This window comes from Nocardia sp. NPDC058640 (assembly GCF_042716995.1).
Lineage (GTDB): Bacteria > Actinomycetota > Actinomycetes > Mycobacteriales > Mycobacteriaceae > Nocardia.
The window spans coordinates 244,236-266,106 of the sequence record NZ_JBHXRG010000003.1 but is presented as its reverse complement, the minus strand read 5'-3'; the positions used below and the strand labels follow the sequence as shown (position 1 = coordinate 266,106).

Annotated in this window: 24 protein-coding genes; 6 read left to right on the top strand and 18 right to left on the bottom strand. The window is 67.2% G+C overall.

Annotated features, from left to right (window positions below):
- Nucleotide 1 precedes the first annotated feature (1 nt).
- From nuoK to rox, 14 genes are all read right to left on the bottom strand, one after another.
- On the bottom strand, nucleotides 2-301 hold the full coding sequence (nuoK, locus tag ACFWU5_RS07595; protein WP_379242562.1) for an NADH-quinone oxidoreductase subunit NuoK: 300 nt from the start codon (nucleotides 299-301) through the stop codon (nucleotides 2-4).
- On the bottom strand, nucleotides 298-1,128 hold the full coding sequence (locus tag ACFWU5_RS07590; RefSeq protein ID WP_379266486.1) for an NADH-quinone oxidoreductase subunit J: 831 nt from the start codon (nucleotides 1,126-1,128) through the stop codon (nucleotides 298-300). The genes nuoK and ACFWU5_RS07590 overlap by 4 nt, the downstream gene beginning before the upstream one ends.
- Complete coding sequence (nuoH, locus tag ACFWU5_RS07585) at nucleotides 1,125-2,909, bottom strand: NADH-quinone oxidoreductase subunit NuoH (protein WP_379266485.1); 1,785 nt, start codon at nucleotides 2,907-2,909, stop codon at nucleotides 1,125-1,127. Before nuoH ends, ACFWU5_RS07590 begins: the two co-directional genes overlap by 4 nt.
- Nucleotides 2,902-5,361, bottom strand: a complete 2,460-nt coding sequence (locus ACFWU5_RS07580; RefSeq protein ID WP_379266484.1) for an NADH-quinone oxidoreductase subunit G — start codon at nucleotides 5,359-5,361, stop codon at nucleotides 2,902-2,904. Before ACFWU5_RS07580 ends, nuoH begins: the two co-directional genes overlap by 8 nt.
- Entirely contained in the window at nucleotides 5,358-6,680 is a 1,323-nt protein-coding gene (gene nuoF, locus ACFWU5_RS07575; RefSeq protein ID WP_379242570.1) for an NADH-quinone oxidoreductase subunit NuoF, read from the bottom strand. The genes ACFWU5_RS07580 and nuoF overlap by 4 nt, the downstream gene beginning before the upstream one ends.
- The gene (nuoE, locus tag ACFWU5_RS07570) at nucleotides 6,677-7,381 is read right to left on the bottom strand and encodes an NADH-quinone oxidoreductase subunit NuoE (RefSeq protein WP_379242572.1); all 705 of its coding nucleotides are present in this window, start codon (nucleotides 7,379-7,381) and stop codon (nucleotides 6,677-6,679) included. Before nuoE ends, nuoF begins: the two co-directional genes overlap by 4 nt.
- A complete protein-coding gene (gene nuoD, locus ACFWU5_RS07565; RefSeq protein WP_379242574.1) occupies nucleotides 7,378-8,691 on the bottom strand; it encodes an NADH dehydrogenase (quinone) subunit D in 1,314 nt (437 codons plus the stop codon). Before nuoD ends, nuoE begins: the two co-directional genes overlap by 4 nt.
- Entirely contained in the window at nucleotides 8,691-9,443 is a 753-nt protein-coding gene (locus ACFWU5_RS07560; RefSeq protein ID WP_379242576.1) for an NADH-quinone oxidoreductase subunit C, read from the bottom strand. Before ACFWU5_RS07560 ends, nuoD begins: the two co-directional genes overlap by 1 nt.
- The gene (locus ACFWU5_RS07555; RefSeq protein WP_379242578.1) at nucleotides 9,440-9,994 is read right to left on the bottom strand and encodes a NuoB/complex I 20 kDa subunit family protein; all 555 of its coding nucleotides are present in this window, start codon (nucleotides 9,992-9,994) and stop codon (nucleotides 9,440-9,442) included. The genes ACFWU5_RS07560 and ACFWU5_RS07555 overlap by 4 nt, the downstream gene beginning before the upstream one ends.
- Before the next feature lie 10 nt (nucleotides 9,995-10,004).
- Entirely contained in the window at nucleotides 10,005-10,385 is a 381-nt protein-coding gene (locus ACFWU5_RS07550; protein WP_379242580.1) for an NADH-quinone oxidoreductase subunit A, read from the bottom strand.
- Nucleotides 10,386-10,755: 370 nt separating this feature from the next.
- Nucleotides 10,756-11,082, bottom strand: coding sequence for a hypothetical protein (locus ACFWU5_RS07545; protein ID WP_379243298.1), 327 nt, complete (start codon nucleotides 11,080-11,082; stop codon nucleotides 10,756-10,758).
- Between the two features lie 282 nt (nucleotides 11,083-11,364).
- The gene (locus ACFWU5_RS07540; RefSeq protein WP_379242584.1) at nucleotides 11,365-11,718 is read right to left on the bottom strand and encodes a PLD nuclease N-terminal domain-containing protein; all 354 of its coding nucleotides are present in this window, start codon (nucleotides 11,716-11,718) and stop codon (nucleotides 11,365-11,367) included.
- Between the two features lie 105 nt (nucleotides 11,719-11,823).
- Nucleotides 11,824-13,059 (bottom strand): DNA polymerase IV, encoded by a 1,236-nt coding sequence (gene dinB / locus ACFWU5_RS07535; RefSeq protein ID WP_379266483.1) that lies wholly within the window; start codon nucleotides 13,057-13,059, stop codon nucleotides 11,824-11,826.
- 24 nt (nucleotides 13,060-13,083) lie between these two features.
- Nucleotides 13,084-14,517, bottom strand: coding sequence for a rifampin monooxygenase (rox, locus tag ACFWU5_RS07530; RefSeq protein WP_379266482.1), 1,434 nt, complete (start codon nucleotides 14,515-14,517; stop codon nucleotides 13,084-13,086).
- A gap of 225 nt (nucleotides 14,518-14,742) precedes the next feature.
- On the opposite strand from rox, the gene ACFWU5_RS07525 reads away from it, so the two are divergent.
- From ACFWU5_RS07525 to ACFWU5_RS07500, 6 genes are all read left to right on the top strand, one after another.
- Complete coding sequence (locus ACFWU5_RS07525) at nucleotides 14,743-15,120, top strand: BlaI/MecI/CopY family transcriptional regulator (protein WP_379266481.1); 378 nt, start codon at nucleotides 14,743-14,745, stop codon at nucleotides 15,118-15,120.
- Nucleotides 15,121-15,185: 65 nt separating this feature from the next.
- A complete protein-coding gene (locus tag ACFWU5_RS07520) occupies nucleotides 15,186-16,304 on the top strand; it encodes a winged helix DNA-binding domain-containing protein (RefSeq protein ID WP_379266480.1) in 1,119 nt (372 codons plus the stop codon).
- 37 nt (nucleotides 16,305-16,341) lie between these two features.
- Nucleotides 16,342-17,421 carry a dihydrodipicolinate reductase gene (locus ACFWU5_RS07515; protein ID WP_379266479.1) on the top strand — a complete coding sequence of 360 codons (1,080 nt, stop codon included), beginning with the start codon at nucleotides 16,342-16,344 and terminating at the stop codon, nucleotides 17,419-17,421.
- A complete protein-coding gene (locus tag ACFWU5_RS07510) occupies nucleotides 17,418-17,897 on the top strand; it encodes a carboxymuconolactone decarboxylase family protein (protein ID WP_379266478.1) in 480 nt (159 codons plus the stop codon). Before ACFWU5_RS07515 ends, ACFWU5_RS07510 begins: the two co-directional genes overlap by 4 nt.
- A 56-nt stretch (nucleotides 17,898-17,953) precedes the next feature.
- Nucleotides 17,954-18,367 (top strand): NUDIX domain-containing protein, encoded by a 414-nt coding sequence (locus ACFWU5_RS07505; RefSeq protein ID WP_379266477.1) that lies wholly within the window; start codon nucleotides 17,954-17,956, stop codon nucleotides 18,365-18,367.
- An 8-nt stretch (nucleotides 18,368-18,375) separates the two neighbouring features.
- Entirely contained in the window at nucleotides 18,376-18,855 is a 480-nt protein-coding gene (locus tag ACFWU5_RS07500) for a hypothetical protein (protein ID WP_379266476.1), read from the top strand.
- On the opposite strand, the gene ACFWU5_RS07495 is transcribed toward ACFWU5_RS07500, so the two are convergent.
- From ACFWU5_RS07495 to ACFWU5_RS07480, 4 genes are all read right to left on the bottom strand, one after another.
- Complete coding sequence (locus ACFWU5_RS07495; protein ID WP_379243300.1) at nucleotides 18,856-19,644, bottom strand: MerR family DNA-binding transcriptional regulator; 789 nt, start codon at nucleotides 19,642-19,644, stop codon at nucleotides 18,856-18,858. It abuts the gene before it with no gap.
- Nucleotides 19,645-19,675: 31 nt separating this feature from the next.
- Nucleotides 19,676-20,779 carry a serine hydrolase domain-containing protein gene (locus ACFWU5_RS07490; RefSeq protein WP_379266475.1) on the bottom strand — a complete coding sequence of 368 codons (1,104 nt, stop codon included), beginning with the start codon at nucleotides 20,777-20,779 and terminating at the stop codon, nucleotides 19,676-19,678.
- Nucleotides 20,780-20,836: 57 nt separating this feature from the next.
- Nucleotides 20,837-21,271, bottom strand: coding sequence for a nuclear transport factor 2 family protein (locus ACFWU5_RS07485; RefSeq protein WP_379266474.1), 435 nt, complete (start codon nucleotides 21,269-21,271; stop codon nucleotides 20,837-20,839).
- A 115-nt stretch (nucleotides 21,272-21,386) separates the two neighbouring features.
- Nucleotides 21,387-21,821, bottom strand: coding sequence for a hypothetical protein (locus ACFWU5_RS07480; protein WP_379242608.1), 435 nt, complete (start codon nucleotides 21,819-21,821; stop codon nucleotides 21,387-21,389).
- Nucleotides 21,822-21,871: the final 50 nt, after the last annotated feature.

Genomic DNA, 21,871 nt, shown 5'->3' with positions numbered 1-21,871 from the left:
GTCAGAACTTCAGCAGGTTGGCGGCGTCGACCGAGGTCGACCGGCGGGCACGGAAGATCGTCATGATGATGGCAAGCCCGACCACGACTTCGGCGGCGGCGACCACCATGGTGAAGAACGCGATCACCTGACCGTCGAGGTTGCCGTGCAACCGGGAGAACGTCACGAACGCCAGGTTCACCGCGTTGAGCATCAGCTCCACGCACATGAACACCACAATCGCGTTGCGGCGCAACAACACTCCCGCGGCGCCGATGGTGAACAACAGCGCGGACAGGAACAGGTAGTTCTGGGGGTTCACCGCTTGCCTTCCTCGTCGGCCGCCGGATTGTCGATCTTGGTGTCACGCAGCGTGCCCACCGAGGCCACGGCGGCTTCGGTGTGGGCGCGGGTGCGACGGTGACGCAGGATCGTGGATACCGACAGTTCGGCGAAGGAACCGTCGGGCAGTTGGGCGGGGCTGTCCACGGCGTTGTGCCGTGCGTACACGCCCGGTGTCGGCAGCGGGGTCGCGCGTTCGCCCGCGGTGCGGAAGCGGTCGCGCGACATTTCGCGTTGCCCGCGCTTGGGGGTGAACTGGTCGCGGTGGGCCAGCACCATCGCGCCGATGGTGGCGGTGATCAGCAGTGCGCCGGTGAGTTCGAACGCCCACACGTAGCGCAGGAAGATCAACTCGGCCAGTTCCGCGATCACGTCCCGGTCGCCGAAACCGCGGCCGGGGAAACTGGTTCCGCTGTCGCGCAGGGCCGCGCCGATGCCGCCGATGAACAGCAACCCGAACCCGACCCCGACGATCGCGGCGGCAATACGCTGCCCGCGCAACGTCTCTCGCAACGACTCCGCGGAGTCCACGCCCACCAGCATCAGCACGAACAGGAACAGCATCATCACCGCGCCCGTGTACACCACGATCTGCACGACGCCGAGGAACAGTGCGCCCTGCGCGATGTAGAACACGGCCAGCGACAGCATGACCGCGGCCAAGCACAGCGCCGAGTACACGGCTTTGGCCGCGGTGACCATGCCCAGTGCGCCCAGCACCGCGATCGGGGCGAGCACCCAGAACAGCACGGCTTCGCCGGTGGAGGTGTTGGTGACTTCGGCGGCCACCAGCTGTGCGGTGCTCATCGCAGGACCTCCTCGTCCGAGGGTGCGGGACCGACGCGGCCCAGGTAGTAATCGGCGGCATCGGTGCCCGGTGCCATCGGGTGCGGCGCGGGAGTCATGCCCGGCTGCATCGGGGCCAGCAGCTGGTCTTTTTCGTAGATGAGGTCGGCGCGGTTGTCGTCGGTGAGTTCGTATTCGTTGGTCATGGTCAGCGCGCGCGTGGGGCAGGCCTCGATGCACAGGCCACAACCGATGCAGCGCAGGTAGTTGATCTGATAGACGCGGCCGTACCGTTCACCAGGGGAGAACCGTTCCTGCTCGGTGTTGTCGGCGCCCTCGACGAAGATGGCGTCGGCCGGGCACGCCCACGCGCACAGTTCGCAGCCGATGCACTTCTCGAGGCCGTCGTCGTACCGGTTGAGTTGGTGGCGGCCGTGATAGCGCGGCGCGGTGGGCACCTTCTGTTCGGGGTAGGACTCGGTATTGGGCTTTTTGAACATGGTCGCCGCGGTGACCGCGAAACCGGCGAGTGGTTCGAACAGGCTGATTTCGGCCTGGTCGTTCGCGGGCCGTGGTGGCATCGGCGGGACCGGGAAACCCAGGAACACCGATGAAGTCGACACGGGTTCCTCGGGCAGCGGGGGCAGACCCGCGGAACGGCCCGCGCGCAGGAACATCGCGATCATCGCCGCGGTGATCGCCAGACCGACGCCGACGAGGATGAAGTTCTGGCCGGGCAGACCTTCCAGGTCCAGCACGCGGGCGGCGGCCACGATCATCACCCAGACCAGCGAGGTGGGGATGAGCAGTTTCCAGCCCAGGTTCATGAACTGGTCGTAGCGCAGGCGGGGCAGGGTGCCGCGCAACCAGACGAACACGAACAGGAACGTCCACACCTTGAGGGTGAACCACAGCAGCGGCCACCAGCCGGAGTTGGCGCCCTCCCACAGGCTGATCGGGAACGGTGCGCGCCAGCCGCCCAGGAACAGCGTGGTCGCCAGCGCCGAGACCGTGGCCATGTTGACGTATTCGGCGAGCATGAACATCGCGAACTTCAGCGACGAGTACTCGGTGTGGAAACCGCCGACCAGCTCACCTTCGGCTTCGGGCAGATCGAAAGGCGCGCGGTTGGTTTCGCCGACCATGGACACGCAGTAGATCAGGAACGAGGGCAGCAGCAGGAACACATACCAGGTGCCCTCCTGTGCGGTGACGATCTCGGAGGTGGCCATGGTGCCCGACAGCAGGAACACCGTCGCGAATGTCAGCGCCATGGCGATTTCGTACGAGATCACCTGCGCGGTGGAACGCAGACCACCCAGCAGCGGATAGGTCGAACCCGAGGACCAACCGGCCAGCACGATGCCGTAGACGCCGATCGAGGTGATGGCCAGGATGTACAGCACCGCCACGGGCATGTCGGTGAGCTGCAAGGCGGTGTGGGTGCCGAAGATCGAGACCTCGGGGCCCATCGGGATCACCGCGAACGCCATGAACGCCGGGATCACCGAGATGATCGGGGCGAGCACGAAAATCGGCTTGTCCACGATCGCCGGGATGATGTCTTCCTTGAGCGCCATCTTCACGCCGTCGGCCACGGACTGGAGCATGCCGCCGGGGCCGATCCGGTTGGGGCCCACCCGCATCTGCATCCAGGCCACGACTTTGCGTTCGGCGTAGACCGCGATCAACGGCACCAGCATCAGGTAGACGAACACGCCCAGCGCTTTGACCACGACCAGCCACAGCGGGTCGGTGCCGAAAACAGTTCCGGCCGCCAGGTGCAGCACTGGATCACTCATGACGGTGTTCCTTCATCCTGTCGTCGGCGCGACGCAGGCGCACCACGGCGCCGGGTGTCACACCGAGTTCGGCGGCGACCGTGCAACCGGGCGAGTGCAGCGGCAGCCACACGACCCGGTCGGGCAGGTCCGTGATCATCAGCGGCACGCAGATCTCGCCGCGGTCGGTGTAGACGATGATGTGGTCGGCGTCGGCGGCTTCGATCTCGGCGGCGGTCGCGGCGGACAGGCGCGCCATGGGCGGGCGGGCGACACCGGCGAGGTTGGGTTCGCCGTCCTGTAGGCGGCCCGCGTCCAGCAGCATCCGCCACCCGGCCAGCACGGCGGTGCCGGGGCCGGGGACGGGGCGGGTTTGGCTGGTCAGTTCCGGGGCGGGGATGGGTTCGCCGGTCCAGGTGCCGAGCAGGTCGAGTTCGGTGCGCGCGGAGGTGGCGTCGGGCAGATTGATCGGGACACCCATCTGTGCTGCCAGGGAGTGCAAGACGCGCAGGTCCGACAGGGGGGCGGCGACGCGGCGGGTGGTGTCCAGCGAGGCGGCGGTGAAGGGGCGGGGGCGGCCTTCCCAGGTGCGGAAGGTGCCCGACTTCTCCATCGCGGTCGCTACGGGAAACACGACGTCGGCGCGTTCGGTGACGGCGCTGTGCCGCATTTCGAGGCTGACCACGAAGCGGGCGGCGTCGATGGCGGCCAGGGCGGCGGCGGGGTCGGGCAGGTCGGTGGGGTCGACGGCGCCGATGACCAGGGCGCCCAGTTGGGCGGCGCCGGCCAGGATGGCGGTGGCGTCGCGGCCCAGGGTGACCGGGAGTTCGCCGGATTGCCAGCGGTGTCGAACCTGTTGGCGCGCCGAGGGATCCACCACCGGTCGGCCGCCGGGCAGCAGGCCGGGCAGCGCGCCCGCTTCCAGTGCGCCGCGTTCGCCTGCTCGACGGGGCACCCAGGCCAGGGCGGCACCGGTGATGTCGGCCAGGCGGCACACGGCCGACAGGGCGCCGGGGCTGCCCGCGAGGCGTTCACCGGCCATGATGACCGCGCCGGGGGTGTGCAGCATGGCCAGCAGTTCTGTTGCGTCGGTGGAGGTTTCGGCCAGGATCGCGTTGATGATGTCGGCTTCGCCGCAGGGCGGTGTTTGGATGAGCGCACCCGACATGCGTTCCAGGCCGCGGGAGGCGAACGGGGCCAGGGCGATCACCTGCTGACCGCGGGTACGGGCGGCTTTGCGCAACCGCAGGTACACGATCGGCGATTCCTCTTCGGGTTCGAAACCGACCAGCAGAACCGCGGGGGCCCGATCCAGCGCGGCGAAGTCGACCTGCACGCCACGGCCGGCGACACGGGCGGCGAGGAAGCGTTCTTCTTCCTCGGAATGCACGCGGGCGCGGAAGTCGATGTCGTTGGTGGCCAACACCATTCGCGCGAACTTGCTGTACGCGTAGGCCTCTTCCTCGGTGACGCGGCCACCCACGAGCACCCCGGCATTGCCGATCGCGGCGCTCAGGCCAGCGGCGGCGGCGGTGAGGGCTTCGGGCCAGGAGGCGGGGGCCAGGACGCCGTCCCAGCCGCGCACCATCGGGGTGGTGAGGCGGTCGCGTTCGGTGGCGTAGGCGAAGGCCCAGCGGCCCTTGTCGCAGTTCCATTCCTCGTTGACCTGCGGGTCGTCACCGGCCAAGCGGCGCAACACTTTTCCGCGACGATGGTCGGTGCGTTGCGCGCAGCCCGACGCGCAGTGTTCGCAGACGCTGGGGGTGGACACCAGGTCGAACGGGCGGGCCCGGAAACGGTAGGAGGTGCCGGTGAGCGCGCCCACGGGGCAGATCTGCACGGTGTTGCCGGAGAAATAGGAGTCGAGCGGTTCGGCTTGGGCGGTGCCGACCTGTTGCAGCGCACCACGATCCATCAATTCGATGAACGGGTCACCGGCGACCTGCTGGGAGAACCTCGTGCACCGCGCGCACAGCACACACCGTTCGCGATCCAACAGCACCGCGGTGGACAGCGGGATCGGCTTCGGGTAGGTGCGTTTCACGCCGTCGAAGCGGGATTCGGCGCTGCCGGTGGACATCGCCTGGTTCTGCAGCGGGCATTCCCCGCCCTTGTCGCAGACCGGGCAGTCCAGGGGGTGGTTGATCAGCAGCAGTTCCATCACCCCGCGCTGCGCCTTTTCGGTGGCGGGGGAGGTGATCTGGGTGCGTACGACCATGCCGTCGGTGACCGGAATGGTGCAGGAGGCCATGGGCTTTCGTTGGCCTTCGATCTCGACCAGGCACTGGCGGCACGCGCCGACGGGGTCGAGCAGGGGGTGGTCGCAGAAGCGGGGGATCTGCACGCCGATCAGTTCGGCGGCGCGGATCAGCAGGGTGCCCGCGGGGACTTCGATGGTGGTGTCGTCGATGGTGACGCTGACCATGTCGGTGGGCACCACACCGCTGTTGTTCCCCGGCGCAATGGCAGTCATTGTTCCTCTTTCACTGGTGCCCACACGGTGGCGGCGGCCGGGTCGAAGGGGCAGCCGCCCAGTCGCTGATGTGCGAGGTATTCGTCGCGGAAGTACTTCAGCGAGGAGAAGATCGGGCTGGCCGCGCCGTCGCCCAGCGCGCAGAACGATTTGCCGTTGATGTTGTCGGCGATGTCGGCGAGTTTGTCCAGGTCGGCTTCGGTGCCCTGGCCTGCTTCCAGGCGACGCAGCAACTGCACCAGCCAGTAGGTGCCTTCGCGGCACGGGGTGCATTTGCCGCAGGATTCGTGGGCGTAGAACTCGGTCCAGCGCAGCACCGCGCGCACCACGCAGGTGGTGTCGTCGAAGATCTGTAATGCCTTGGTGCCCAACATGGATCCGGCGGCGGCGACACCTTCGTAGTCCAGGGGCACGTCGAGGTGTTCGTCGGTGAACATGGGGGTGGAGGAGCCGCCGGGGGTCCAGAATTTGAGGGTGTGGCCTGGGCGTACGCCGCCTGCGTAGTCCAGCAGTTCGCGCAGGGTGATGCCCAGGGGTGCTTCGTATTGGCCGGGGCGGGCGATGTGGCCCGACAGGGAGTACAGGGTGAAGCCGGGGGATTTCTCGGTGCCCATCGAGCGGAACCATTCGGTGCCGTTGCGCAGGATCGAGGGGACGCTGGCGATGGATTCGACGTTGTTGACCACGGTCGGGCACGCGTACAGGCCTGCGACGGCGGGGAACGGTGGGCGCAGGCGGGGTTGGCCGCGTCGGCCTTCCAGTGAGTCGAGCAGGGCGGTTTCCTCGCCGCAGATGTAGGCGCCGGCGCCGGCGTGCACGATCAGGTCCAGGTCGAAACCGGATCCGAGGATATCGTGGCCGAGCAGGCCCGCTTCGTACGCTTCGGCGACCGCGGCTTGCAGTCGACGCAGCACCGGGACCACTTCGCCGCGGACGTAGATGAACGCGGTCGCGGCGCGGATGGCGTAGGCGGCGATCACCACGCCTTCGATGAGGGTGTGCGGGGTGGCCAGCATCAACGGGATGTCTTTGCAGGTGCCGGGTTCGGATTCGTCGGCGTTCACGACCAGGTAGTGCGGTTTCGTCGTCCCGTCGGGGCCAGGGCCCTGGGGGATGAACGACCATTTCATGCCGGTGGGGAAACCGGCGCCGCCACGTCCGCGCAGGCCCGCGTCTTTGACGGTCTGGATGACCTCGTCGGGAGTTTTGCGCAGGGCTTCTCGCAGGCCTTCGTAGCCGCCGGTCGCGCGGTAGGTGTCCAGGGTCCACGACTGGGGGGTGGCCCAATGTTCGGACAGGACCGGGGTGAGGGTCGTCATCGCGGGTCCCCTTCTGCGGCAGCGCTTTCCAGTCCGGCCAGGGTGGGGGCGCCGGGTGCACCGTCGAGGGCGCCGGGGCGTTCGTCGGGGAAACCGGCCAGGATGCGGGCGGTTTCGCGGAACGTGCACAGGGGGGCGCCGCGGGTGGGGCGGACCTGGTGGCCTGCTTGCAGGGCGTCGGTGATCGCGATGGCCGATTCGGGGGTTTGGTTGTCGAAGAACTCCCAGTTCACCATCATGACCGGGGCGTAGTCGCAGGCGGCGTTGCATTCGATGTGTTCGAGGGTGACCGCGCCGTCGGGGGTGGTTTCGCCGTGCTTGACGCCCAGATGGTGTTGCAGCGCTTCGTAGATGGCGTCACCGCCCAGCACCGCGCACAGGGTGTTGGTGCACACGCCGACGTGGTAGTCGCCGGTGGGGGTGCGGCGGTACATCGAATAGAAGGTGGCCACGGCGGTGACTTCGGCGCCGGTGAGGTTCAGGTGGTCGGCGCAGAAATCGATGCCGGTGCCGGTGACGTAGCCTTCCTCGGCTTGCACCAGGTGCAGCAGGGGCAGCAGTGCGGAGCGGGGGTGTGGGTAGCGGGTGATGATTTCCTTGGCGTCCAGTTCCAGGCGTTCGCGCACGTGTGGTGGGTACGGTTCGGGACGGGTGGTGAGGCTCAGGAGAATCGGTGTGCTGGAAGGGGTTTCGTTGCTCATCTGTCCACTCCGCCCATTACTGGGTCGATGCTGGCGACTGCGGCGATGACGTCGGCGAGCATGCCGCCTTCGCACATCGCGGCCACGGCTTGCAGGTTGGTGAACGACGGGTCGCGGTAGTGCACCCGGTAGGGCTGGGTGCTGCCGTCGCTGACCATGTGCACGCCCAGTTCCCCGCGCGGGGACTCCACCGCCGTATACACCTGTCCCGCAGGCACTCTGATCCCTTCGGTGACGAGTTTGAAGTGGTGGATCAGTGACTCCATGGAGGTGCCCATGATCTTGCCGATGTGTTCGGGCGAGTTACCCAGACCGTCGGGACCCAGCTTCAGATCGGCGGGCCAGGCGATCTTCTTGTCGTCGATCATCACCGGGCCGGGGCGCAGCTTGTCCAGGCATTGTTCGACGATCTTGATCGACTCCGCCATCTCGGCGATGCGAATGACGTAGCGGCCGTAGCAGTCACAGCCCGTGGTGGTGGGGATGTCGAATTCGTAGTTCTCGTAACCGCAGTACGGGTCGGATTTGCGCAGGTCGTGCGGCAGACCGGTGGCGCGAAGGACCGGGCCGGTGATGCCGAGGGCCATGCAGCCGGTCAGGTCGAGGTAGCCGATGTCCTGGGTGCGTTTCTTCCAGATCGGGTTGGCGCTGAGCAGGTGTTCCATGTCGCGCAGGCGGCCGGGCAGGATGTCCAGGAGTTCACGGACTTTGGTGACGCCGTCGTCGGGCAGGTCTTGGGCCAGGCCGCCGGGGCGGATGTAAGCGTGGTTCATGCGCAGGCCGGTGATGGTTTCGAACACGTCCAGGATCAGTTCGCGTTCGCGGAAGCCGAACAGCATCGGGGTCAGCGCGCCCAGTTCCATGCCGCCGGTGGCCAGCGCGACCAGGTGCGAGGAGATGCGGTTGAGTTCCATCAGCAGCACCCGCACCACGGTGGCGCGTTCGGGGATCTGGTCGGTGATGTCGAGCAGTTTCTCCACGCCCAGGCAGTAGGCGGTCTCGTTGAAGAACGGGGACAGGTAGTCCATGCGGGTCACGAAGGTCACGCCCTGGGTCCAGTTGCGGAATTCCAGGTTCTTCTCGATGCCGGTGTGCAGGTAGCCGATGCCGCAGCGGGCCTCGGTGACGGTCTCGCCTTCGATTTCCAGGATCAGGCGCAGCACGCCGTGCGTGGAGGGGTGTTGGGGGCCCATGTTGACCACGATGCGTTCTTCGGCGCCGCCGTCGATCACCTCGCTGACCTGGTCCCAGTCCTGGCCCGCGACCGTCACCACGGTGGGTTCGTCGCGGCGAAAATCTGTGTCGGTCATCAGCTGTAGGTCCTCCGCTCGTCGGGCGGCGGTATGCGCGCGCCCTTGTACTCCACCGGGATCCCGCCCAGCGGGTAGTCCTTGCGTTGCGGGTGCCCGCGCCAGTCGTCGGGCATGGTGATGCGGGTCAGGGAGGGGTGGCCGTCGAACAGGATGCCGAAGAAGTCGTAGGTTTCGCGTTCGTGCCAGTCGTTGGTCGGATAGACCGAGAACAACGACGGGATGTGCGGGTCGGCGTCGGGGGCGGACACTTCCAGACGGATGCGGCGACCGTGCGTGATCGACATCAGCGGGTAGACCGCGTGCAGTTCACGGTCGGTGTCGTCGGGGTAGTGCACGCCGTTCACGCCAAGGCACAGTTCGAAACGCAGTGCGCTGTCGTCCCGCAACGCACCGGCCACCGCGACCAGGTGTTCGCGGTGCACGTGCAGGGTGAGTTCGCCGCGGAAGACCACGATCTTCTCGATCACGGTGTCGAAGGAGATCACTCGTTGCACCAGTGCCGCGCGCAAGGTGCCGACGAACGCGTCGAACCAGCCGCCGTACGGGGGTGGGGTGCCCGCGGGCAGGGCGACCGGGGTGACCAGGCCGCCGTAGCCGGAGGTGTCGCCGGTGCCGCTGACGCCGAACATGCCGCGACGGGTGCCGATCACCTCGTCTTCGGGCGGTTTCGGTTGGGGTGCGGCGGGTGATTCCTCCGGGATCTGTTGTCCCTGGGTGTTGTCGGTGTTGTCCGGGGAGTCGAAGGTCATCGCAGCAGGCCCTCCATCCGGATGGTGGGTGTGCTGGCCAGTGCGGCCTTTTCGGCGGCGCGGATCGCTTCTTCGCGGTTGACGCCCATCGGCATCTCGGCGATCTTCTCGTGCAACGCCAAGATGGCGTTGAGCAGCATTTCCGGGCGGGGTGGGCAGCCGGGCAGGTAGATGTCGACGGGCACGATGTGGTCCACGCCCTGCACGATGGCGTAGTTGTTGAACATGCCGCCCGAGGACGCGCAAACACCCATGGCCAGTACCCATTTGGGTTCGGTCATCTGGTCGTAGACCTGCCGCAGCACCGGGGCCATCTTCTGGCTCACCCGGCCCGCCACGATCATCAGGTCGGCTTGGCGAGGGGAGGCGCGGAACGCTTCCATGCCGAAGCGGGCGATATCGAATCGTCCTGCGCCGGTGGCCATCATCTCGATCGCGCAGCACGCCAACCCGAACGTGGCAGGCCACACCGAGCCTTTACGCAGGTAGCCGGCGAAATCCTCGACCGTGCTCAGCAGGAACCCGCTGGGCAGTTTTTCTTCCAGACCCATTATTTCCCACTCATTCCCAGCTGAGGCCGCCGCGACGCCACTCGTAGGCGTAGGCGACAGATACGTTGACGATGAACAGCGCCATCGCGGCGAGACCGAACAGCCCGAGCGTGTCGAAATGCACGGCCCAGGGGTACAGGAACACGATCTCGATGTCGAAGATGATGAACAGCATGGCGGTGAGGTAGTACTTCACCGGAAAGCGCTGTCCCCCAGTGTTTCCCGGGCCGCCTGCGATGGCGTGCGGGGTCGGCTCGATGCCGCATTCATAGGGTTCGAGTTTGGCCCGGTTGTAGCGTTTCGGGCCGATCAGCGACGCCATGATGACGGAGAACACCGCGAACGCACCGGCGATGGCGCCGAGTACGAGTGCGGGCACCTCGATATTCACGACTGCTTCCCCTCCTCGCTGGAGCAGGCCAAGGCATGGTGCCCGGCCGCGGACGGCAGCTTTCGGCGAGACGGGGCCGACAACGTTGTCCGCCGAACGGGGGCCCGCGCAAGGCTGTGCAGCGATGGCGGAGCGTTATACAAGAGCCCGTGCTCGTGTGAGCTAGAGCACAGACTACCGCCGTTTTGTGAGTCCGCCGCACGTTTCGGGGAGGGGGTTTGATCGATATCGGTACCGCGATTCATGAGCGATACGGGGGTAATCGGTTTCGGGCACGCGGGCAGGAACCACTGGCGTTACCAGTGGTAATAGACAAACCGGTGGTGCGGCGACTATCCGATGGTTCGGGACGATGCCCGGCGGGGTGCGGTCAGCGAGCGAGTAGGACGCCGGCGACCGCGTTGGTCAGCTGCATGGCGTCGATGGGATGCGAGACCGCGGCCTCGGCGCGCGACCAGTTGGCCAGCCACGCGTCGTCGGGGCGACCGGTGATCACGACCACGGGCGGGCACTGGTCGATCTCGTCCTTGAGCTGCTTGGCGATCCCGAGGCCACCTGTCGGCGCGGATTCGCCGTCCAGGATCGCCAGGTCGATGCCGCCCGCGTCCATCTGTTCGATGACCACCGGTGCGGTGGCGACTTCGAAGAAATCGAGCTCGGGGAGATCGGCTCGCGGCCTACGTCCTAACGCCAGCATGACCTGTTGGCGGGTGTCGGCATCGTTGCTGTAGACCAGCACACGCAGCGGGGTGGAACCATGGGATTCGGCCACGGTGGGATCGTACGTCCGGGTGTGGGTCGGCGGGGCGGGTTCGCCGGATTCGGCAGTTGGCCTGCGGCGCAAGCTCTCCGACGCAGGCCGTGCCAGGGGGACTACTTGTGATCGACGGATTTGTCTTCGGTGGCTGTGCCGTGTCCGTCGTAGCTGGCCAGCACGGAGTCGGATCCTGGGGTGGTCACGACCAGCGTGCGTAGGTGATCAGGCTGGGTCTTGGTCGCGTTGTTCTTTTTGGCGGCGGGCTTCGCGGCGTTGTTGTTCGGCGCGGTCGCGTAGGCCTCGCAGGAACGCTTCGTCGTCGTCGGGGTTGGTGGCTACTTGGCGGCCGGGGCGATCGTATTCGGTGAAGCGGGTGGTGGAGGCGGGGCGGGGGTCGGTGACGGGTCGGCCTGCGAACAGCCAGAGTAGGGCGCCGATGGTGGGGAGTAGGACTACCACGATGATCCAGCCCATTTTGGGGAGGTGGCGGATGCCGGTGTCGGGGCTGGTGACGATGTCGACCAGGCAGTAGACCCAGAGTGCAAGGGTCAGGAAGCCGATGACGGCGTAAGGCATCGCGGTTGTCCTCTTCGGGGGTTGGTGGCGGGGGTAGCTGTCGCCGGGACCCCCTGGTGTCAGGATGCCGCACTCTATGCTTTCGCGCGAATTCGGGGGCGCGGGTCAGTCGGGTAGCAGCGGGACGGAAATGCCTTCGCCGCTGCGTAACAGGGCGGCTCGGGTGACGGCGGTGGAGCCGAAGCGGCGGCGTAGGTCGTCGAGGGTGGCGTCGAGGGTGTTGTCGGCTCGGTGTTGCAGGGGCAGGGTCAGTTGCATGGTGTCGGCGTCGTCGAGGTTGGTCAGCGACAGGCCGATCAGGGTGATGCCGCGTTCGGTGATCAGGGGTTGGGCGGTGTGCAGTAGGAGTCGGGCGGCCTGGCGGATCGCGTCGGAGGAATCGGTGGCTTCGACCAGGGTGTGGGAGCGGGTGGCTCGGGTGAAGTCGTGGAAACGTAAGCGCAGCACCACTGTTCGGCACACGCGGTCGGCGGCGCGCAGGCGTCGACCCAGGCGGTCGGTGAGGCCGTCGAGGTAGGCGGCGATTTCGTCGGGGTCGCGGGGGCGGCTGCCCAGGGCGCGTTGGGCGCCGATCGAGCGGCGGCGGGTGCCGGTTTCCACGCGGCGGGGGTCGCGGGCCCAGGACAGGGCGAACAGGTGGCGGGCGGCGGCGGGGCCGAGGATGGCGCGCAGGTGCGGTTCGCCCAGTTCGGCGAGTTGGCCCACGCGGGTGATGCCGTTGGCGTGCAGGGTGGCGGAGGTGACTTTGCCGACGCCCCATAATCGTTCGACCGGTAGGGGGTGCAGGAAGTCGAGTTCTTTGTCGGGTTCGACCAGGCGTAATCCGTCGGGTTTGGCGACGGCGGAGGCGACCTTGGCCAGGAACTTGTTGCGGGCGATGCCCACGGAGATAGGCAGGCCGACTTCATCGGCGACCTGTGCGCGTAACCGTTGGGCGATCTCGATCGGTTCGCCGCTGATCCGGCGTAACCCGCTCACATCCAGGAACGCCTCGTCGATCGAGATGCCCTCCACGATCGGGGTGGTGTCGTGGAACACCGCGAACACCGCCTTGCTCGCCTCGGCGTAGGCGGCCATTCGCGGCGGGACGGAGATCGCGTGCGGGCACAGGCGCAGTGCCTGGCCCGCGTTCATCGGGGTGCGGATCCCGAACGCTTTGGCCTCATAACTGGCCGCCAACACCACCCCGCCGCCCACGATCACCGGTTTGCCGCGCAACCACGGCTGATCGCGCTGCTCGACCGAGGCGTAGAAGGAGTCCAGGTCGGCATGCAGGATCGAGGCGTGCGCGCGGGACTGGATGCGCGGGTGGCGTGGGGCGGCGGAGTCGGACACGAACATATGTTCGCATCGGGGTCTGACAGGTTACGGTTCGTCGATCGCCTGCCGGCCGAACCATCGGGGCAGGTGGGCTAGTAGGTCCTGTTGGTCGTGCCCGACCCAGACAACGTGCCCGTCGGGTCGAAGGAGGACCGCGGGGGCGTCGAGTTCTTCGGTGGTGTCGGTGATGTGGTCGATGCGGTCTGTCCAGCCGTCTAGCGAGAGGTGGCCGGTTCGGTCGAGGAGTAGACCTCGGCCTTGGCGCATGCGGTCGTAGAGGCGGCCTTGTTTCAGTGCGATGTCGCGGAGGCGGCGGCCCAGGAGCGGGTCGCCTTCGCCGAAGTCGTAGCGGATGCCGATGGCGGTCATTCGTTCGGTCAGGTAGCGGTTCACGTCGTCGAAGGTCATCAGGTGGGTCATCAGGGTGCGGACTGCTCGGGCTCCGGGGTCCAGGGACATCAGGTGCATCAGGGCGCGGGTGAGGTCGAGGACTTCGGCGCCGACGGGGTGGCGTTCGGCGTGGTAGGTGTCCAGGAGGTTGGGGGGTGCCCAGCCGTTGATGGTGGCGGCTAGTTTCCAGCCGAGGTTGACGGCGTCTTGGATGCCGAGGTTGAGGCCTTGGCCGCCGGCGGGTGGGTGGATGTGGGCGGCGTCGCCTGCGAGGAAGACTCGGCCGACGCGGTATTGGTCGGCTTGGCGGGTGCCGTCGCCGAAGCGGGACAGCCAGCGGGGGGAATGTGCGCCGAAGTCGGTGCCTGCGGTGGCGATAAGTTGTTGGGTGAATTCGTCGAAAGTGGGTGGGGTGATGCGGTTTTCGGCGACTTCGGCGGCGGGGGTGAGCACGCGGTAGAGGCCGTCGCCCAGGGGCATCGCGCCGAATCGTAGTTGGGTTTTGCGGACTTCGGTCATCACCTCGGTCAGGGTTTCCGGTGACGCGGTCAGTTCCATCTCGCCCAGCAGGGTGTCGGCCTGGCTGGGTTCGCCCGGGAAGGCGACGTCGAGGAGTGTGCGGACAGTGCTGCGGCCGCCGTCGCACCCGACGAGGTAGCGGGCGCGCAGGTGGGTGCCGTCGGCGAGGTCGACGGTGACCGCGTGGTCGTCCTGGCTCACGCCGACCACTTCGGTGCCGCGGCGGATGTCGGCGCCGAGTTCGGTGGCGTGGTCGGTGAGAATCTGGTCGGTGAGCGGTTGGGGGATGCCGAGGATGTACGGGTGGGCGGTGTCGAGGTGCTCGGGCACCGGTGCGGGGATGCCGGCGAATCCGCCGACCGGGTACGTCTGGCCGAGGGCGAGGAACCGGTCGAGCAGGCCGCGCTGGTCCATGATTTCGATACTGCGCGCGTGCAATCCGAGCGAGCGCACGACCTTGGTCGGCTCGATATCGCGCTCCAACACGACTGCTTGCACACCGTGCAGTCGCAGTTCCGCGGCCAACATCATGCCGGTCGGTCCGCCGCCTGCCACGATCACGTCGATCATCAAAGTTCTCCCCTTCGACCAAGTTTCCGCAGGTTGCGGGCTTGCCGCACGATTGTGCACCAGCACCGGGGCCTTGCCGCAAGGCCCGGGGTGCGCTATAAATTAGAGGTGGCAAGGAGTGGTTTTCCCTCCTTGCCATTGTCTTGCCCGGACAACGAGTTCCTCACCGCGGACCGGCCGGTACTGTGAAACCGGTTCGGGCAAGGTGTGAGGAGCGATCGGCGAGTGCGTGGTTTCGGGGATCTCGAGGCGGTGCTGATGGACCGGCTGTGGGATCGGGACGTCGATGCGACCACGGTGCGCGAACTGTTCGACGAACTGACCGTCGAACGCGAGATCGCCTACACCACGGTCATGTCGACCATGGACAACCTGCACCGCAAAGGTTGGCTGGCCAGGGAACGCGAAGGCCGCGCGTACCGGTACTGGCCCACGATCACCCGCGAGGAACACAGTGCGCGGCTGATGCACGAAGCGCTGCATGTGGGCGGGCGGGCCGATCTGGTGCTCAACCATTTCGTCGACCGGATCAGCGACGACGAATTCGCGGGCCTGCGTGCGGCGTTGCGGCAGGTCGCTGTTCGACGGACTGAGGCGAGCTGACCGAACTTGTCAGTGGGTTCTGATCTGATGGAGATGTCCAGGGGGTCGGCGACAAGGGGTCAGACATGGTGAGTGTCGGGTGGGATCAGGTGTTCGCGTGGCGGCTGGGCCGTCAGTTCGTGACGGAACCGGGCGGGGGTTCGGTCGGCGACATCGTGGGCCGGTTGGTGGGAGTGCAGGCGCAGGTGGCGTCGGCGGCGGAAATGGCTGTCGCGGTGCGCAGTTCCGATCCGCGCCCGTCAGGGGTGGCGCAGGGGTTGGAGGCGGGCGGGCTGGTGAAGACGTGGGCGATGCGCGGCACCTTGCACGCGATGGTGCCGCAGCTCGCGGCCGCGGCGTTGTCGCTGATCGGGTCGGCGCGCACGTGGGAGAAACCGTCGTGGCAGAAGGTTTTCGGGGCGACGCCGGAGCAGGTGGCGGCGTTGGTCGAGGTGGTGTCGGGTGTGCTCGCTGATCGGGTGCTGACGCGGGATGAGCTGGTCGAGGCTGTGCTGGCTGAACCGGGGTTCGATCATTTGGGTGAGCAGTTGCGGTCGGGGTGGGGTGCGGTGCTCAAACCGTTGGCGTGGCAGGGGGCGCTGTGTCACGGGCCTGCTCGTGGCACCAAGGTCACGTTCGCCTCGCCTGCTGATCAGGTTCCGGGGTGGTCGGGGGTGCCGGACCCCGACGAGGCCGCACCGGCGGTGATCTCCGCGTATCTGGGTGCGTACGGTCCGGCTACTCCGGAGGCGTTCGACGCGTGGCTCACTCGCAACAGTGTGCGAAAACCGGTGGTGCGTGGGTGGTTTGCTGCCATGGGTGACGCGGTGACCGAGGTCGATGTCGAGGGCAGGACCGGGTGGATCGGCAGCGAGTTCGTCGACGAGCTCGCTGCGGCGACGCTGGATGGCGCGATCCATCTGCTCGGGCCGTTCGACCAGTACGTGCTGGGTCCTGGCACCGGCGACACCGCGATGCTGCGGTCCGAACATCGCGCGAAAGTGAGCAGGACCGCGGGCTGGATCTCGCCGCTGGTGTTGGTCGACGGGCGGATCGCGGGGACGTGGGAGCGGGTCGATGACGAGGTGGTGGTGTCGATGTTCGAGAAAGGGAAGTTCCCGAAACGGGAGTTGACCGCGGCGGTGGAACGGTTGGCCGAGGCGATCGGCGCGCGGGGGCTGACTGTGCGCCGAGAATCCGGATAGTCCTCGCGCCTGACCAAGCGCTTGCTACGGTGGCTCGATGATCCCCACGATCGTTTGGGGCACCGGGAATGTCGGTCGCGCGGCTATTCGTGCCGTGGCCGCTCATCCGGCGCTGGTTCTCACGGGGGTGCTGGTGCACAACCCCGACAAGGTCGGCCGTGACGCGGGCATGCTCGCTGGTCTTGACACCGAGTTGGGAGTGCCGGCCAGCGATGACATCGACGCGCTACTCGCCACCGGTCCGCGGGCGGTGGTGTACGCGGCGTCCGGCGATATTCGGCCCGACGACGCGCTCGCCGACATCGTGCGGGCGATCCGGGCGGGGGCTGTTGTTGTGACCCCGGCGCTGTACGCGCTGTACGACCCGCGCAGTGCACCGGCGCAGATGCGGGAGCCGGTGTTGGAAGCCATTGCCGCCGGGGGTGGTTCGCTGTTCGTGTCCGGGGTGGATCCCGGGTGGGGAAATGATGTGTTGCCGCTGTTGATCAGCGGGTTGGCCGGCACGGTCGAGGTGGTGCGGTGTCAGGAGATCTTCGACTACTCCACCTACGACCAACCCGACTCGGTGCGCTACCTGGTCGGGATGGGTCAGCCGATGGAATATCAGCCGCCGATGTTGATGGCGACGGTACCGACGATGGTGTGGGGTGGGCAGATTCGGTTGATGGCGCGGGCGTTGGGGGTCGAACTCGACGAGATCGTGGAGACCGTGGATCGGCGGGCGCTGGATGCGACGGTGCAGACTACGCGGATGGGCGCGTTCGAGGCGGGCACGCAGGGGGCGGTGCGGTTCGAGGTGCAAGGGATCGTCGAGGGGCAGGCGCGCATCGTGATCGAGCATGTCACCCGGATTCATCCCAGTTGCGCACCGGATTGGCCGACACCCCCGGAGGGGGACGGTGCGCATCGGGTGATCATCGAAGGGTCCCCGCGGATCGAGGTCAGTGTCGAGGCCAGCGATGAGGGTGGCAATCGCGCGGCGGGTGGGAATGCCACGGCGGTGGGCAGATTGGTGAACGCGATCGACTGGTTGGTCGACGCGCAACCGGGTCTGTATGACGCGTTGGATGTGCCGCTGCGGGCCGCGGTGGGCAAACTCGGAAAGGCAGCACGATGATCATCGACATTCCCGAAGGCAAGGACCCGATCGGTTACGTGTGGGGTGAGATGGTGCCCGGGATCGGGGTTGCGGCGGCAGCGTTCTCGCTGTCGGTGTACGAGCACTCCACGCTGGGGCTGCGGGAATTCGAAGCGGCCAGGTTGCGGATCGCGCAGGTCAACGGGTGTCTGTTCTGTCAGGACTGGCGCACCGAACGCGACGGGCGCAAGGTCGAGGCGGAGTTCGCCGACGCGGTCTCGCAGTGGCGCACTACTGAACTGTTCGATGATCGGACCCGGTTGGCCGCCGAGTACGCCGAACGGTATGCCACCGACCATCACGGTCTCGACGAACAGTTCTGGAACAGGATGCTCGCGCAGTTCACGCAGGCCGAGGTGGTGGAGCTGAGTATGAGCATCGGGTCGTGGTTGGCGTTCGGGCGGCTGAATCGGGTGCTCGGGCTGGATACGGTGTGCGTGCTGCCCGGTCACTGATCGGCGGGTGCGGGCAGCATGCGCGAGCGGACCGGCGAACGGTTAGGCTGCGGGCCGTGGTGGAATCTACGGAACGGCCGCTTGTCGATACCGTGGCCTGGGTGCTGATCGAGAACGGTCGCATCCTGTGCGCTCGCCCGCGCGGCAAGGACGTGTTCTTCATTCCGGGTGGCAAACGTGAAGGCGCTGAGACCGACTTGCAGACGCTGGTGCGGGAGGTCGCCGAGGAACTGACCGTGGAACTGGCCCCCGAGAGCGCGGCGCACGTGGGCACCTATGAGGCCGCGGTCGCCGACGGGCACGACACCATTGTTCGGATGGCGTGTTACACCGCCGACTACCGGGGTGTGCTCACGGCCAGCAGTGAGATCGAGGCGCTGGCGTGGTTCGGGTTCGGGGACCGGGATCTGGTGCCGCCGGTGGACCAGTTGTTGTTCGACGACCTCGCGGCGGCCGGGTCGCTGCGGTGATCGGCGCGGTGGCACGCACAGCAGGATACGAGCTGCTGGGGTTGCCACTGGCGTTCACGCGGGTGCGCACTCGACTGCGGGTGCCGCGGCGGCTTTTGCGCGAACCTGTTGGCGGGCACCGTGTTTCGTTGGTGCGCTGTGTGATCCACTCGGTGCTGTCGGGGGGTGTGGGGTTGCTGGGGTGGTTTCTGGTGATGCTCAGCGTGCTGGCGTTGGTACGCGGGCTGGCCTATCCCCTGGTCACCTCCGGTGATTACGAGACCTCGTGGGGCGGGCCGACATTGGTGGGTGCGTGGGCGGTGCACGCCGGGCTCGCGGTGGTGATCGCGCCGGTATTCGTCGGCGTCATCGCGGCGTTGGGGCGGTTGCAACTGCGGTTGACCCGCACCGTGCTGGGTGGGCATCGATCGTGGTGGGCGATCCCGGTCGCGGTGGTGCTGGCCGCGGTGGGTGCGTTGTTTTTCGTGGCGTGGGTGCATCAGATCTGATCAGCGGGAGTTGGTTCCTGGGATTCGCACGCCCGCAGCGCGTAGCTTGGCTTCCACCAGCGCCGCCATGCGGGCCGGGGTGGATTCGGGCTCTTCGCCGTGGTGTCGGATCAGTTTGTAGCGTGTCGCGGCTTCGGTGCGGGCCTGTAGGCCGGTCACGATTTCCAGGTGGGCGGGGTTGGCCAGGTAGTGGTCGGCTACGGCGGTGGCGATCTCGTCCACGCGCGGGTCGTGTGGGGCCAGGGTCGCGGCTTCGGCGGCGCGGTGGTGCAGGGCGATGAACTCGGGGTCGTCGAGAGCGTTTTCGACGTTGGCGACGTAGTCGTCGAAGCCTTCGGGGACCAGGGCTTTGGCCAGCACCCACCCTTCCCTGGCCGCGGCCACGTCGGCGGGGGCGAACCCGAGTCCGGGCAGTCGGGCCAGCAGCGCCACCGCGCGGTCGGGCAGCAGGGTGCGGTCGCCGTCAGCGAGGCGGTGCAGGGTGTCGCGGCGGGCGATCAGCTCGTCGATGTGGTCGGACAGGCGCCGTTCGACGTCGGCCAGTTCGGTGGCGAACGTGGCCGCGTCGGCGTCGAGCAGGGCGCCGATCTCGGCCAGCGGAACCCCGGCCGCGGCCAGGGTTCGCACCTGCACCAGCCGCAACAGCTCGGCGGATCCGTATCGGCGGTAGCCGGAGCTGTCGCGGGCCGGTTCGGTGAGCAGACCGTTCTTCTCGTAGTGCCGCACGGTCTTGATCGTGACACCGGCGAACACCGCGGCCTGACCGATCGTGACGCCGTTGCTCTGCACTCTCAAAGTTGACCTTGATAACGGGTGTAGGTCAAGCGGCGGGGCCGCCGAAAACCTCCTCGATGAGTCGTTGGGTCGCCTGTTGAAACGGCTCGGACAGTGTCAGGTCGGCGTCGTCGACGTAGTTCAGCGCGGCGGTCATGGTCTTGCTGCCGTCGGCGGTGCTGTACATCAGCGCGGCGTGGCCGCCGTGGCCGCCGTTGTGGGTGATGACGGTGCCGCTGCGGGTGTGCTGCACGATCACGCCCAGGCCGTAGCCGACCTTGGATTCGGGGGTGAGCATGTCCGCCAGCAGCGGGGCGGGCAGCAGCTTGCCGGTGACCAGCGCGCGGATGAAGGTGTGGAGGTCTTTGCTGGTGGAGATCATGTCGCCGCCGCTGGAGATCCAGGAGGGGTCGGAGACGGTGACGTCGACGGTGCGCTGTTTGCCTGCGTCGTCGTAGCGGTAGTAGGCGTGGGCGTGCGGGCCGCCGAGTTCGGTCGAGTTCTCGGGAACCAGCGTGTCGGTCAGGCCGAGGGGTTCCAGGATCTGTCGCTGCATCACCTGCGCCAGCGGGTCCCCGGTGACCGCTTCGATCAGCAGCCTGGCGATCGCGTAGTTGGTGTTGGAGTAACTCCAGTCGGTACCGGGTTCGAACCGGGCGGGCAGGGCCAGAGCCTGTCGGACCAGGTCTAGTACGTCGCGGCCGCGGAGGCGGTTGTCGACCCAGTCCTTGCCGCTCCAGGCCACGACGCCGGGCACGATCGTGCCGTCCTCGAGCACTTCGCCGGTGAAGTTGAAGATTCCGCTGGTGTGCTGCAGCAGCATGCGCACGGTGATTCGCGGGTCGATGGCCAGGTGCGGCAGGTAGTGCGCGGCGGGGGTGTCCAGCGCGATCTGGCCTTCGGCCACGAGCTGCAGGACCGCGGTGGCCACGAAGGTTTTGGTGTTGCTGCCGATGCGGATTCGGCCGTTGCTGGGCGGTGGGGCGGTCTCGCCCAAGGCGGACAGGCCTGCGGTGCCGGCCCATTCGCGGTGTTCGTCGGTGACGCGCAGTTGGATTCCGACGAAACCGGTGTCGACGATCTCGTCGATGATTCGCTGGAAGTCCGGGTTGGCCTGTGCGGCATGGGAGTTGGTCTTGTTCGAAGTCATGACATGAGCGTGCACCTTGACCTCGAGTCAACCTCAACAGTGATCTGGGTCACATGGTCAGGCGTACTGCAGGTCGGCTCGGGTGATCAGGTTGTCGGCGATGTCGAAGCTGTAGTTGGCGTTGAATCCGCCGGTGCCGCCGGGCTGGAAGCGCACGAGCATGGTGGTGCCGCCGGGGCGGGGGGTGTTGCCCAGCAGGGTGTAGATGCCGCCGATGACCTCCGCGGCGGCCCAGGTGCGGATCGCGTCGCGGCCGCGGATCTGCCGGGAGACGTCGATGACCACGGCGTCGGGGGCGAAGGCGGCGGCGAGTGCGTCGGCGTCGCGGTTGGCTACGGCGTCGAGGTAGCGGCGGGCGGCGGGGTCCAGCGACTCGGTGCTGATCGAGGAGATCGGGGGCGCTGCCGGGGTCGTGGGAGACGGTTCGTCGGAGCAGGCGGCCAGCGGGCTGGCGCAGACAAAGGCGGCCGCGAGGGCTGCGCGGGTTCTCATGACAGCAAGTCCACCACAGGTTCCGCGCCGCCGCCCTCGCGACCGCGAAGTGTTCAATATGTTCGCGGGACAACAGGTTTCGGCATGCCGAGCTGCTCCCACCCGGTGACGGTGATCAGCCTGCTACCGGGGTGAGGGTGGCTTCGATGTAGTGGATGGTGCCGTCGGGGACCACGAACTTCTCGGTGATCTCCACGGTGGCCATGCGCACGCCCGCCAGGCCCGCTTCGAGGAAGTAGTGGGTGGTCACGGTGTCGCCGGCTTCGGTCATGGTGAGGTCGCGAATGTTCTGGATGGTCAGGTTGAACACGCTGGTGTTGAGTTCGTGGCTGAGTTGGGGGCCGGAGAAGCCGGTTTGCAGGCCCATCTCCACGCGGGTGGCGTGGGGGGCGAACGGGACCGCGCTGGCGTCGTGGGAGACCAGGGCGTCGAGGTAGGTGCGGGCGACTGCTTGGCGCGGGGTGTCGGAGGGGGTCACCTGGGCCGCGGCGGTGCTGGTGCCCAGTGTTAGCAGCAGTGCTGCGGTGGCGGTGAGGGGTAACAAACGCATGAGTGACGATAGTGCTTTGTGGTACGGCAGTACGCAACTCGCACAACGCA

What these genes read in the sequence shown, in the direction of transcription:
- ACFWU5_RS07590 (WP_379266486.1), bottom strand. Translation starts at nt 1,128, where the DNA reads ATGAGCACCGCACAGCTGGTGGCCGCCGAAGTCACCAACACCTCCACC.
- ACFWU5_RS07545 (WP_379243298.1), bottom strand. Translation starts at nt 11,082, where the DNA reads ATGCTGGCGTTAGGACGTAGGCCGCGAGCCGATCTCCCCGAGCTCGAT.
- ACFWU5_RS07510 (WP_379266478.1), top strand. Translation starts at nt 17,418, where the DNA reads ATGATCATCGACATTCCCGAAGGCAAGGACCCGATCGGTTACGTGTGG.
- nuoD (WP_379242574.1), bottom strand. Translation starts at nt 8,691, where the DNA reads ATGACCGACACAGATTTTCGCCGCGACGAACCCACCGTGGTGACGGTC.
- ACFWU5_RS07555 (WP_379242578.1), bottom strand. Translation starts at nt 9,994, where the DNA reads ATGGGTCTGGAAGAAAAACTGCCCAGCGGGTTCCTGCTGAGCACGGTC.
- ACFWU5_RS07490 (WP_379266475.1), bottom strand. Translation starts at nt 20,779, where the DNA reads ATGACTTCGAACAAGACCAACTCCCATGCCGCACAGGCCAACCCGGAC.
- rox (WP_379266482.1), bottom strand. Translation starts at nt 14,517, where the DNA reads ATGATCGACGTGATCGTGGCAGGCGGCGGACCGACCGGCATGATGTTG.
- ACFWU5_RS07560 (WP_379242576.1), bottom strand. Translation starts at nt 9,443, where the DNA reads ATGACCTTCGACTCCCCGGACAACACCGACAACACCCAGGGACAACAG.
- ACFWU5_RS07480 (WP_379242608.1), bottom strand. Translation starts at nt 21,821, where the DNA reads ATGCGTTTGTTACCCCTCACCGCCACCGCAGCACTGCTGCTAACACTG.
- ACFWU5_RS07520 (WP_379266480.1), top strand. Translation starts at nt 15,186, where the DNA reads ATGGTGAGTGTCGGGTGGGATCAGGTGTTCGCGTGGCGGCTGGGCCGT.
- nuoH (WP_379266485.1), bottom strand. Translation starts at nt 2,909, where the DNA reads ATGAGTGATCCAGTGCTGCACCTGGCGGCCGGAACTGTTTTCGGCACC.
- nuoE (WP_379242572.1), bottom strand. Translation starts at nt 7,381, where the DNA reads ATGAGCAACGAAACCCCTTCCAGCACACCGATTCTCCTGAGCCTCACC.
- ACFWU5_RS07580 (WP_379266484.1), bottom strand. Translation starts at nt 5,361, where the DNA reads ATGACTGCCATTGCGCCGGGGAACAACAGCGGTGTGGTGCCCACCGAC.
- ACFWU5_RS07485 (WP_379266474.1), bottom strand. Translation starts at nt 21,271, where the DNA reads ATGAGAACCCGCGCAGCCCTCGCGGCCGCCTTTGTCTGCGCCAGCCCG.
- ACFWU5_RS07515 (WP_379266479.1), top strand. Translation starts at nt 16,342, where the DNA reads ATGATCCCCACGATCGTTTGGGGCACCGGGAATGTCGGTCGCGCGGCT.
- nuoF (WP_379242570.1), bottom strand. Translation starts at nt 6,680, where the DNA reads ATGACGACCCTCACCCCGGTCCTGTCCGAACATTGGGCCACCCCCCAG.
- ACFWU5_RS07540 (WP_379242584.1), bottom strand. Translation starts at nt 11,718, where the DNA reads ATGCCTTACGCCGTCATCGGCTTCCTGACCCTTGCACTCTGGGTCTAC.
- dinB (WP_379266483.1), bottom strand. Translation starts at nt 13,059, where the DNA reads ATGTTCGTGTCCGACTCCGCCGCCCCACGCCACCCGCGCATCCAGTCC.